The sequence below is a fragment of the Aquimarina sp. I32.4 genome (genome assembly GCF_002924285.1).
GTDB lineage: Bacteria > Bacteroidota > Bacteroidia > Flavobacteriales > Flavobacteriaceae > Aquimarina.
The window spans coordinates 72,912-84,991 of sequence record NZ_PGUB01000005.1; the positions used below are offsets into that span (position 1 = coordinate 72,912).

Sequence of the window (12,080 nt, forward strand, 5' to 3'; positions counted from 1 at the left end):
TCTTTAAATAAATTATATGAATCTTTCTGAAATCAAAAACATAAAAAATCTTGATGCTAATAACTTTTTCTTATTAGCTGGGCCTTGTGCTATAGAGGGTGAAGAAATGGCGCTACGTATTGCTGAAAAAGTAGTTACTATTACTTCTAAACTTAAAATACCTTATGTTTTTAAAGGTTCTTTCAAAAAAGCAAATCGTAGCCGAATTGATAGTTTTACTGGAATTGGAAATGAAAAGGCTTTAAAAATTCTTCGCAAAGTAGGAGAAACTTTTGACATTCCTACGGTTACCGATATCCACGAAAATGAAGATGCTGCACTTGCTGCTGAATATGTAGATATCTTACAGATTCCTGCATTTTTAGTACGCCAGACAGACTTAGTTGTTGCTGCTGCAAAAACTGGTAAAACTGTCAATCTAAAAAAAGGGCAATTTATGAGTCCAGAGGCAATGCAACATGCTGTAAAAAAAGTAACAGATAGCGGTAATACCAAGGCTATGATTACTGATAGAGGAACTATGTTTGGGTATCAAGATATGATTGTTGATTTTAGAGGTATTCCTACCATGAAACAATATGGAACTACTGTTCTTGATGTGACACATTCATTACAACAACCCAACCAATCTAGTGGTGTTACTGGAGGTAGACCTGATATGATAGAAACTATTGCTCGCGCAGGTATTGTTACTGGAGTAGATGGCCTATTTATGGAAACTCATTTTGACCCTGCCAATGCCAAGAGTGATGGTGCTAATATGTTGCATATTGATCATCTGGAAAAACTATTAAGTAACCTAGTTACCATTAGACAAACGGTAAATACTTTGTAAACAAAGAAGGTTTTTTTTTTTAAACTTCTTATCCTTTACGCTATAGGCATCTTGTAATACTTCTATCAACATGGTTGAGTTTACATCCTCAACCTTCTTGTAGCGCAGAGATTTCATAACTTTACGTCCAGCTGTCGTCATATGTTCTATATGCTCAGTAATACGTTGGGCATTCCAAAACCCTACATCTACATATCCTTTGGTTGCATTGAGATAACAAAACGGTCTGTTTTCTATATAATAAAAAGGTATCTTGTACCTAAATAATAATTCTGCAGAAGGAATCGTAGATTCAATCAAAAGTTGTAATTCTAATAGTATACTTTTATAAGGTTCCTCTTGTCTTAAAATATATTCTTCTGCTGGATTCATTTGATCAATAATCTGATCAACAAGATATCTATTTTTTTTTAATATAAATCTATAAAACATTTTGACAGAGCTATCTTTTAAACAATTAAAGAAATTGATAACTATATATCATTTTCTATTAAATAAAAAGCACCAGATTCCTTGGGGTCGAATTGGTGCTTCTTTTACTAGATAAAATTTAAAAAGTTATCTGGTTTTCATCATTATAGTTAACAGATTAACAAAATTACCTATGTAATTACACCTGTTTTTGAATAATTCGTAATAAGTTGAGTTTGTTATTTATTCTTCGCGCAAATGTATAATCCTCACACTCCTCTTTACACCAACATCTTGTTAAATTACTTTTGACTAATTTGTTAAAGAAATCAAAATATATTTAAGCAAAAGCAACACTTTATTTTAGTAAACTATTGATATCATAAAGCTAGACATCACAACATCACCAATCGATCCTATAAAGGTCATAAATGTGTTATCAATACATTAACACAAGAAAGTACTTTCTTACATTTTTATTTGACAAATAATTCCTATTTGGAGAAATGAAATTTGTGTAATTCAAAATTTTACATTTACTTTGCATTTCAAAGTACTTTAACAATGAGCAAAGAAGAATACTTAAAAGACATTACCGAGATCAAGGATATGATGAATAAATCATCTCGCTTTTTCTCATTAAGTGGCCTATCTGGTATATTGGCAGGTATTTATGCTATTATAGGTGCAGCAATAGCTTACTATCTAGTTAGTACTAGTGGTAGAGACTATCTATTACTTAATGGTAAAATATTTAGATTTATATTAATTGATCTAGTAGTTGTTGCTTTATTAAGTATTATATCTGCAGTTATACTAAGCACTAGAAAAGCTAGTAGAAATAACGAAACATTATGGAATAGTGCTTCAAGAAGATTACTTGTTGCTTTCTTGACCCCACTAGTAACTGGTGGTATCTATATTATAATAAAAATCACAAGTCACCACTATGGGCTTACTGGTTCATTGATGCTCATTTTTTATGGTTTAGCATTAATCAATGCTTCAAAATATACAATTGGTAATGTTAGATATCTAGGGTATGCAGAAATTGTATTAGGATTGATTTGTGCTATCTTTCCTGGTTATGGTTTTTGGTTTTGGGTAGCAGGGTTTGGAGTAATGCACATTATATATGGCAGTCTTATATATCTAAATCACGACAGATAGCCAATTGATTTTTATATTTGACCAAAAAAGAATAGCGAATGAGCAGTATAATCAATAATATAAACAAAGCCTTTGATCACCGTATCCGACTAGGAATCATGTCTATATTAATGGTTAATGAATATGCTGATTTCAAAATGCTAAAAGAATTACTAGGAGCAACAGATGGCAACCTTGCTAGTCATACCAAAGCTCTGGAAAAAGAAGAATATATAAAAGTAGAAAAGTCATTTATTGGGCGAAAACCGAACACTAGATATAACGCTACAAAAAAAGGGCGAGAAGCTTTTAAAAAGCACGTAGAGGCTATTGAAAAATTACTAAAACAGTAATTATATTTTTTTATCAATTTACTTTGAATTTCAAAGTACTTTAAACAACCAACATGAGAGCATTATTATTAGAGATCATATACGAATGGAGTAAAAAACCATATCAAAAATGGTTTAAAAAACAACCTTCTTGGGACATTCCTGTAAAAACTTTAATAGAATACCCTAAAGACAGTCTTGGGTTTCATTTGGGATCATTTTTGCTACAACATGATTTTAGTCCACAACCTAAACTAGAGAATCATGATGTTTTTCATGTATTAACCAATACAGGTATAACAGTTCCTGAGGAGATTGCTATGCAATATTACCTTCTAGGAAATGGTAAATACAGTACTTATTTATTCTCTGTGATCTTTCTAGGTACTTTGTTGTATCCTAATAAAATTAACCTTTTCAAAAATGCATATCAAAAAGGGAAAGCTGCTTACTCATTTCATCAATTAGATTATAAAAAACTACTTCATTACCCTATACAAACGCTACAAACAACATTTTTAATATCATCATTATGAAAATCATACAACCTATTAACAAAACAGCACTTTTTATTGCTACTATAAGTTTTGTACTCGGAACATCTTTGTTATTATTTTTTCTAATTTCTCAATATCGAGCTATGATCGACATAGGTATCTTTTATGTTATGGTCGCTTTTACCTTGAATGTAATCACCTTTGTAGGGCTCATTGCTAATTCAATTATCAACTATAAGCATTACAAAGAAAATTTAACCACTATCGCAGTGGTCGTTATCAATATCCCAATAACCATAGGGTATATTAATATCGTTCTTACTAATTCTTTTTAAAATATTTTTTAAATAATGAACACTATCTATAACCAAATACCTTTTATCAAAGGTTTTATATTCGCTACAGCATTTAGCTTTTTGCTACTACTAGTAAGAGCCTTAAAAACTGATTCTTTATTTTATTTATTTCTAATCTGGAATCTTTTCTTAGCATGTATCCCTTATGTAATTGCTCTTTTGTTAAGTATTAGAAAAACAAATCATTTTATCTTTTGGGCTGGTTTTACTATATGGCTAGTATTCCTACCTAACTCACCATATATATTAACTGATTTACAACATTTACGATTAAGCACTTTAGAATCGATATGGTTTGATGTTTTACTCATTCTATCTTTTGCTATCAACGGCCTTATCATTGGACTTGCATCATTAAACTTAATACACTCATTACTATTACAACGATTTTCTAAAAAAAACACGAACCTTATTTCTTATTCTATTTTAATGCTATGCGGCTTTGGCATCTATTTAGGGAGAGTCTTACGCTGGAATAGTTGGGATATACTTCAAAATCCGATGAAAATAGTATCTGATATATCAAAAAGGATCTTATTTCCCATAGAACATATCAACACATGGGCATTTACACTAGGATTTGGCTGTTTCTTGATTATCATTTATAGAATTTCACAGCAATATCAAATCAAAAAAGAAAACTATTAAAAAACATATACAATAAACTTTTATCATTATGGAAACCCAAAAACAAAAAAAGTCCTTTGGACAATGGCTAAAAACATCAATTACAGTACGAATGTTAATGGTGGGGGTACTCATCTTATTTCTTCTAATTCCTCTTTCTTATGTTCAAAGTTTAATACAAGAACGTTCCCACAGGCAAAAGGAAGTAGTAAACGAGATTAATCAAAAATGGGGTAATGAGGTATTACTATACGGTCCTGTACTAAAAGTACCTTACCAAATTCATAACATACATAAAAGATGGGATGAGAAAACAAAATCTTATCATAAAGATGATATCATCACTATAAACTATGCCTTTTTCTTTCCAAATACGCTAGACATCAAAACAGATATAGAATCTGAAACTTTAGGTAGAAGTATTTATGAATCTGTGGTATATACTGCTGATATTAAAATAAAAGGGTCTTTTACTACTCCGAATTTTGAAACACAGGACGTAGCAGAAAAAGATATTTTATGGAACAAAGCTACTATAGTGGTAAATTCTACCAATCTAAAAGGTATACGAAGTAATCTTGAATTAGAAATAGGAGAAGAAAACTACCCACTTCGCTCAAAGTATACTCAAAATTCGTATACCAATACTATGGAGACCAAGTTTCTAAAAGAAACAGCCTTGCCCAAAGAAAACACTATTGATTTTAGCTTAGATTTAATCATAAACGGAAGTGAGCAACTACGATTTATACCTGTTGGTAGAGAAACCAATGTATCTATGACTTCCAATTGGGCTTCTCCTAGTTTTAATGGTAATTACCTGCCAGATACTAAGACAAAAGCAATTACAGAGAATGGATTTAAAGCTAACTGGAAAGTTCTACAGATAAACAGAGAATTCGAGCAAGAGTTTTTTGGAGAGTTACCTGAGATCAATTCTTCTGCCTTTGGAGTAAAGTTGCTGATTCCAGTTGATGAGTATCAAAAAAGTGAACGTGCAGCCAAATATGGTTATCTTGTAATTGCACTTACTTTTCTAGTATTTTTCTTAATACAGGCAATTAGTAAAATTCATATTCATCCTTTTCAATATTTGATGATTGGACTGGCGCTCACCATGTTCTACACGCTTCTTATCTCTATCTCAGAACATGCAAGCTTTTTACAAGCATACAGTATCGCAGGTACTGCTGTGGTTGCCCTAATATCTATTTACTCAAAAGCAATACTCAAAAGTTTTAAGTTTATGATTTTTGTAGCTACTTCTCTAGCCGCATTATACTTATTTATTTTTGTGATTATACAATTAGAAAACTACGCATTACTTGTAGGTAGTATTGGTTTATTCTTAATTCTAGGTACTATAATGATGATATCACGCAAGATTGATTGGAAAAATGAATAGAAAATAACAGTTATAGAATTTGGTTCGGTTAGTTAGTTGAGAAAAGTCGTGCTTCATATTTTTGAAGTGCGGCTTTTTTATCTACTTTAGTTCGCGCAAAAAAGGATAGGTAAAATAATTATAAACAAATCGCAACTATCTTATAAAATTATATCATACACAAATGAAAAAGAGGATTTATGTTTCCATCATCGCATGTACTGCACTAAGCATTTTTTCATGCAAAACAGATAATAAAGTCAAAAAGATCGACACAAAAGAGATTACATTTACCAAAGAAGGCGAACTCTCATTATTTAGTTTGCAAGATTCTGTACCCAAACTGATCACCCAATTGGATATTGAAATTGCTGATGATGACTATCAAACTCAAACTGGATTAATGTACCGCAAGTCTATGCAACCTAACCAAGCTATGTTGTTTATTTCTGAAGAAAAAAAAGTACAATATTTTTATATGAAAAACACTTTAATCCCTTTAGACATTATATACATAGATGATGCATACAAAGTAGTGAGCATACAAAAAAATGCCAAACCTCTAGACGAATCTTCATTACCTTCTGAAGGCCCTGCTTTATATACACTAGAAGTAAATGCAAATCTTACAGATACATGGAACCTAAAAAAAGGAGACTCTATTTCTTATTCAAAACAATAATACCATTTACACTTTAAATTCACTACAAAAGATATGTATTGCTTATCAAGTCATTATAATGTAAAGACACAAATAAAAGACAAAAAATAGTGTAGATATCACCTGAAAAATCAACAAATATTGACTTCTTTATCAAAATCGGTAAGTGTTTTTTACTTGTTGCTAAATATATAGCACCTATGATTTAAATATAACAGACTTCTAGAATTGTGTAACCAGTGGTAGATGCTTTTAGAAAACAATCTATGATTAAGGAGTAAAGCTTTACCATAAAGATGTAAATCATGAGAGCGCCATACAAATTGTTTCTAGAACCAGAGTATTCTTATTGACAAGGAAACAGTTTATACTAATGGCTATTAATGATAATTGTATCTATTTATTAGATGATATAGGTAAAGAATATTTGTATTACAAAAAATGCGAATATAAACTAAAGCATTGCAAATAAAGGTTGTTAGTAACAGACACTATGTAACGTTACTTATATTTACTTAGAACTCACCTTTAGTTCTTTATAAAACTTTTTATATGAAACATATTTGCAACATTTTTATGATACTATTTTTTGTCTCTTCATGTACAAAACCCACTACTACAAATATCGATTTTATTATTGAGCAAGATGATCTAAAAAGCTTTGTAAAACTATCTAGTAAAATTGATATAGATACTCTTAGATTTCAACATAGATCTACTGTTTTACACCAGGCTTTAAGATTTAATGCAGAAAAGATAAGCAATCATTTAATAGAAAAAAATCATCTTTTAAACATACTAGACTCACTTAATTTTACTCCACTGTTAGCAGCAATGGAATCTAATAATAATACTAGTATTTTTATTAACAGTCTGTTAGACAAAACAGCAAACATTAATACTATAGAAAATTATAATGGGTATTCGGCACTTCATTATGCTGTTCATTATAATGATATTGCTTTGGTAAAAAAGATACTAGACAAAAAAGCGAATCCCAATATTAAGAGTACATCAGTTATGAAATCTACTCCACTTCATCTTGCCATTGATAAAGGCTATACTAATATTGCTCAACTTCTTATAGATAACAATGCATCAGATACTATAAAAGATATTAATGAGAATATGGTTGTTGATATAGCAATTGAATCTGGTAATACAGAGATTATGAAATTGTTTTATGATAAAATGACCAAACAAAATAAGGAAGAACTATTTATAAATACAATAAGAAGTTCTAATGACACCATATTTCTAAACAAACTCTTAGAAGAGAAATGGATGTCAAAAAAACTAATAAACCACGCTTTTATTTTTTCTAAGGATACTGTTACATCCCAATCATTATTAAAAAGAGGAGCAAAAATTAATTATAAAGATCCAGATTATGATTATGGAGCTATTCACTATGCTGCCATACGAGGTGATGTTATTATGCTTGATTACTTAATTAAACAAGGTGCCGATGTCAATCAGCTTTCTAAAAAATCCCAACTGACACCTCTAATGCATGCCGCACAGCTTTATGAAAATTTTAATTCTTTAAATAGAGAAATCGGAGGTATGCAAGTTAGTATCAATGAATTTTTTTATGATCAATTTGGGATGAGTAAAGAAAAGAATAAAGAGAATAGCTTGGAAGCAGTAAAATTCTTAGTAGCAAACAAAGCAATCCTACATTTTAAAAATAAAGATGATGAAAATGCGCTGTATTATGCAGAGTCTACCCATAATAATGATGTTGTTACTTATTTGAAGGAATTAGGAATAAAAGAAACCAAAAAGTATAGTGAAGGTAAATCAGATATAATCAATCGAATTTTAAGAAATTAAAAATATGCGGCTACTTTCTATTATCTTTCTGTTTTACTGTAATTATCAGATAATACACTACAAGCTATTGCCTGATGAAAACCCATAAAACCTTGAGGTTTTTACACAAAAAACAACCAAAAAAGACCTTATTAAACGTTATGGAAAAAAAAAAGATATTACAGGATACCATATTTTTTGAAGAAGAATATTATGAAATAGGAACCAAAATTTTCCCTAACACTAAAAACGAGTTATCTATCTTATGGAAAAATCAAGATAAACACTCTAACCCAAAATATATATTAGTATCTCATCCAAAATCAGAATGGAAATTTAAAAATGGTATCGGGATAGCTACAAGTCTTAAACAATTAGAAAAAATAAACAAAGTGCCATTCTGCTTTCTAGGTTTTGAATGGGGTTTTTCGGGAGCTATTATTAATTGGAACAAAGGGAAGTTAGAAAATTATTTCGCAAAATATCAGAGAGTATATCTTAGATTAGAACCTGAATCTTATACAGAGGTACTTCCTGACGAATTTATAGGGGATACCGAAATCAATTCATCTCACAAACTAATACAACAATTTAACCCAAAGATATATGCAATACGGATCGGTTTTTAAAACAAAAAACACACTGTTATTAATTATTATTTGTCTCAGGTCTATTACTTCGTTTGGTCAACAACAAGAGAGCCCTAATGCAGATATTGATATATGGTCAGGAAGATATAAAGTAATACCATTTAGCAATGATAGTATTACAACATATAAACCACAGTATTTTGTAATAGAACGAATTAAAGATGAAAACCCAGAAAATCTAGCTGTTAAATATAGAGATGATACTACACGGTGGACTATCAAATTAGAAAGTCAGCCAAATGATGATAAAGAAGAAATCCGAAGGTTTTTGTTTAACAAAGATAATAATGGATACGAAGAATTTGGCTGGACAGATCTACATAAACAAGGTAAGATGGATTGTATCGATGGAGGTAATTTTTTTATTTGTCAAACAACTACCAAAACCGAGATAACTATTTTTGATGAGATACTCTATACAGATTCTGGAGTTTTTGGTGTGCTATTACATCACGGACCATTTCAGTTATCTAAATTAAATATATGTTGCGATTAATATATCAAACGAACATGAAAACTACAAGAATCATACTATTGTCTTTATTCTTATGGAATTGTAATACAAAAGCACAGAAAAAAACACTTCCTATCATAACCAAAGATGGATTTCTGGTATACAAATACACCAAACAAGAACATCTGGATACATTGGGATATCGTTTTCAACTTAAAAAAGCAGAAATAAATCAAAACACAGAATCCTGGACAACCTCTCAGATACAAGAATTTGAACAAAAAATAAACAACCTTCAATCTCTTGATAATTTAAGTAGTCGTGAATATTTATCTTTTCCTAATGATTTATTACAATATAGCAAGCAAGGAAATATAGAAGAAAGATTGCCAAAAATACAATCCCTGCTTACCAAAGGAAAAAACATATGGATATCTAATTTTGTTGCCCTATCAGAATCAGAGTGTGTATTTGATCATTTAATGATAAATGGCACAGCTGAAATTCAGCAAAAAATAAAACATACATTAATTAAAAAACTGTATGACGGAACACCTAATGATTTTTCATACATAGCTCCTTTATTACTAGATGAAAAATCGGATGCCTATTACAATGCATTATTGCAGATGTATAGTAATGTTAAAGAGAATGATTTTATGCGAACAGATTATTATTATTCTGTTTTACCAGAATTAGCTAGGGTTGGGGGTAAAAAAGCGATCCCATTTATTTTTGAATGTTTTAGAACAGAGCGAAAAACAACTTTAAACTTAAATAGTGTTATTAATCATATGGCAATAATCCTAGAGCGATTAGAACAGTATCATGATATAGACAAGCAAACAATAAAAGATATCATAAAACAAACAAGACAAAGTGGTATTATGTTCTATCTATATGAATTTAAAGATAACCCGAACAAGATCGTTTCAGACAAAGAATGTATAAATACAATTATCAAAAAAGCACAAAACAGTGGCTTGTTGCCTAAAGAAATACCTAAACGGTTAGAATATCTAATTACACTGAGTTATTGTAACAATCATTATTTTTTGGATCAAAAAGATTTTTTAGAAACCATAAAGGTAAAATTTACATACAACGCAAATCCGTATGCAGGATCTGGTCATTTTTTAGATAAATCTAGAGGGTATAGTACAATTATGAGAAAGTTTATGGAAGGGGTTGAGAGAGATCTTCCAAATTTTTATAGACAGGAATATTTAAGATCTGATACTGATTTTACATTGTTTTTAGGTAATGATACAAAAGGTTATGTAATTAAGTTAGACAAAAACAAATTATTAGATGAAAATCATGTAGCCATATCAGCCTTATTCAATACAGTATTGCAACAGCAAAATATAGAAAAACGATTTATGGTAAAAAAAGATACCACCACTTGGAAGCCTAATATGAAATTGGTAACCTATGAAAAACAGAATGCAATTGCTACGTTCTTAAATTTAGTTACAACAATACATAAATAAGTATAAAATGCTGAAATTTATAAAAATAACGATGTGTTTACTACTAGGCTTTATACTTATGATTAGTTGTAATATCAAGCAAAATACTACAGAAGATCCCATAATACATAATACGAAAACTGTAGATAGTATAGAAACCAAAGAAAATATACAAGTCAATACTATAAATCGAGAAGAAAGAATGCAAAATATTGTAGATCGACTAGATAGTATAAATGCATCTCTAGAATGGAAAAAACTTAGATGCGGACTCTATATAAATAAAAACAAAGAAATTGCTTTACAAATTCCATTTGCTACAGAAATTGGTAGGACTGTAAATTATATAAATCATATCGAAAACAATGAAAGCGATAGATTATTAACAGATCTAGTAGATACACTTAGTTTTAAACATATAGGCAGTACTTTTTATAAAGACAAAAATCATATTTACCATTATTATGATATGGCATATGGTGGGCGTTTTTATATGTATGATATCGCTGATCATGCCACTTTTAGAGTATTGGGAGATCATTATGCAAAAGATAAAAATAATATCTATGGAGAACGAGCAGGTATTTTAGAAAAAGTAGATTATAGCACATTTACCTCTCAAAAAGGGGCAGGACCTTATGCAAAAGATAAATATGGATATTATTTCTGGGATGATTTGATAATCACACACAAAGAATTGAAAAATAAGTATCATAAATCAAACCTTTCTGTTAAAGAGTTTTCTGCTTGGAACAGCAATTATGCTCAGTTTAATAAAAACTGATCAAATATAGATTATTTGACTACAAATCTGAATTCTATTACTTTATATTCTTGTAAATTGATAATTTTAGAAAAGTTTATATCAAAATTTAAAAAGTGACTTATTCCTACTTTGTCATCTTAGAAAAAAGGAGCAAAACGTTTTGTGAATGATAGTAAACACACTATTTTGCTCCTTCAAAATAAATGTTTCACAAATTAAACAAAAGCGTGCTATAATAGATAGTATCCGCCAAAAAAAATGATTCCAAAACCCCTGAATTTTTGGAATCTGTCCGTTCTAGTTTTACTTCCTTCTTTTCAGATTTTAGTACGCACTTTAAGATTGTCAAGTTTTCTTATAGGCAACACGCCTTTGATTACTTTCAATCGCTTTTCAAACTAGAAAAGAAGACTGTAAACTGCCAGAATATAGCAGATCACTTGTCTTGTTTGGATCAACAAAGCATTAATCATTTTATCAATAGCGATTGTTGGTCGTTTAGAAATTTAATGGACCAAGTAGCCTTAGAATCTTCAAAGATGTTTGTTAATAATAAACAACCTACTGGTTTACTGATAGATGAGGTAGGTTTTCGTAAAAAAGGAAAAATGTCAGCTTGTGTTTCCAGACAATATTTAGGCTGTATTGGTAAGACTGATAATGGGCAAGAC

At 30.0% G+C, this 12,080-nt stretch carries 15 protein-coding genes; 14 read left to right on the forward strand and 1 reads right to left on the reverse strand.

The features are described 5' to 3' along the window. Positions 1-16 precede the first annotated feature (16 nt). Positions 17-835, forward strand: coding sequence for a 3-deoxy-8-phosphooctulonate synthase (kdsA, locus tag CVD18_RS02005; RefSeq protein WP_103863771.1), 819 nt, complete (start codon positions 17-19; stop codon positions 833-835). Here kdsA and CVD18_RS02010 read toward each other — a convergent pair. Further along, positions 800-1,267: a DUF1801 domain-containing protein gene (locus CVD18_RS02010; RefSeq protein ID WP_369858573.1), complete on the reverse strand. Its 468-nt coding sequence runs from the start codon at positions 1,265-1,267 to the stop codon at positions 800-802. The two genes, kdsA and CVD18_RS02010, sit on opposite strands and share 36 nt — an antisense overlap. A gap of 543 nt (positions 1,268-1,810) precedes the next feature. On the opposite strand from CVD18_RS02010, the gene CVD18_RS02015 reads away from it, so the two are divergent. The 13 genes from CVD18_RS02015 to CVD18_RS22315 all read left to right on the forward strand — a co-directional run. After that, positions 1,811-2,416, forward strand: coding sequence for a hypothetical protein (locus CVD18_RS02015; RefSeq protein WP_103863772.1), 606 nt, complete (start codon positions 1,811-1,813; stop codon positions 2,414-2,416). 38 nt (positions 2,417-2,454) lie between these two features. Beyond that, positions 2,455-2,748: a transcriptional regulator gene (locus tag CVD18_RS02020; RefSeq protein WP_103863773.1), complete on the forward strand. Its 294-nt coding sequence runs from the start codon at positions 2,455-2,457 to the stop codon at positions 2,746-2,748. A 53-nt stretch (positions 2,749-2,801) separates the two neighbouring features. Next, positions 2,802-3,263, forward strand: coding sequence for a Coq4 family protein (locus CVD18_RS02025; RefSeq protein WP_103863774.1), 462 nt, complete (start codon positions 2,802-2,804; stop codon positions 3,261-3,263). After that, a complete protein-coding gene (locus CVD18_RS02030) occupies positions 3,260-3,559 on the forward strand; it encodes a hypothetical protein (protein ID WP_103863775.1) in 300 nt (99 codons plus the stop codon). Before CVD18_RS02025 ends, CVD18_RS02030 begins: the two co-directional genes overlap by 4 nt. 15 nt (positions 3,560-3,574) lie before the next feature. After that, positions 3,575-4,228, forward strand: a complete 654-nt coding sequence (locus tag CVD18_RS02035; protein WP_103863776.1) for a DUF1361 domain-containing protein — start codon at positions 3,575-3,577, stop codon at positions 4,226-4,228. A 28-nt stretch (positions 4,229-4,256) separates the two neighbouring features. Continuing rightward, positions 4,257-5,612: a cell envelope integrity protein CreD gene (gene creD, locus CVD18_RS02040; RefSeq protein WP_103863777.1), complete on the forward strand. Its 1,356-nt coding sequence runs from the start codon at positions 4,257-4,259 to the stop codon at positions 5,610-5,612. A gap of 163 nt (positions 5,613-5,775) precedes the next feature. Beyond that, the gene (locus tag CVD18_RS02045; protein WP_103863778.1) at positions 5,776-6,273 is read left to right on the forward strand and encodes a DUF192 domain-containing protein; all 498 of its coding nucleotides are present in this window, start codon (positions 5,776-5,778) and stop codon (positions 6,271-6,273) included. 531 nt (positions 6,274-6,804) lie between these two features. Then, positions 6,805-8,088, forward strand: a complete 1,284-nt coding sequence (locus tag CVD18_RS02050; RefSeq protein ID WP_103863779.1) for an ankyrin repeat domain-containing protein — start codon at positions 6,805-6,807, stop codon at positions 8,086-8,088. 140 nt (positions 8,089-8,228) lie between these two features. Beyond that, a complete protein-coding gene (locus tag CVD18_RS02055) occupies positions 8,229-8,696 on the forward strand; it encodes a hypothetical protein (RefSeq protein ID WP_146052679.1) in 468 nt (155 codons plus the stop codon). Next, complete coding sequence (locus tag CVD18_RS02060) at positions 8,674-9,213, forward strand: phosphate ABC transporter permease (RefSeq protein WP_103863781.1); 540 nt, start codon at positions 8,674-8,676, stop codon at positions 9,211-9,213. The genes CVD18_RS02055 and CVD18_RS02060 overlap by 23 nt, the downstream gene beginning before the upstream one ends. A 14-nt stretch (positions 9,214-9,227) precedes the next feature. Next, positions 9,228-10,664 carry a hypothetical protein gene (locus CVD18_RS02065; protein ID WP_103863782.1) on the forward strand — a complete coding sequence of 479 codons (1,437 nt, stop codon included), beginning with the start codon at positions 9,228-9,230 and terminating at the stop codon, positions 10,662-10,664. Between the two features lie 7 nt (positions 10,665-10,671). Next, the gene (locus CVD18_RS02070; RefSeq protein WP_103863783.1) at positions 10,672-11,427 is read left to right on the forward strand and encodes a DKNYY domain-containing protein; all 756 of its coding nucleotides are present in this window, start codon (positions 10,672-10,674) and stop codon (positions 11,425-11,427) included. Between the two features lie 263 nt (positions 11,428-11,690). Then, a partial coding sequence (locus CVD18_RS22315; RefSeq protein WP_146052680.1) for a transposase occupies positions 11,691-12,080 on the forward strand: 390 nt, incomplete at its 3' end.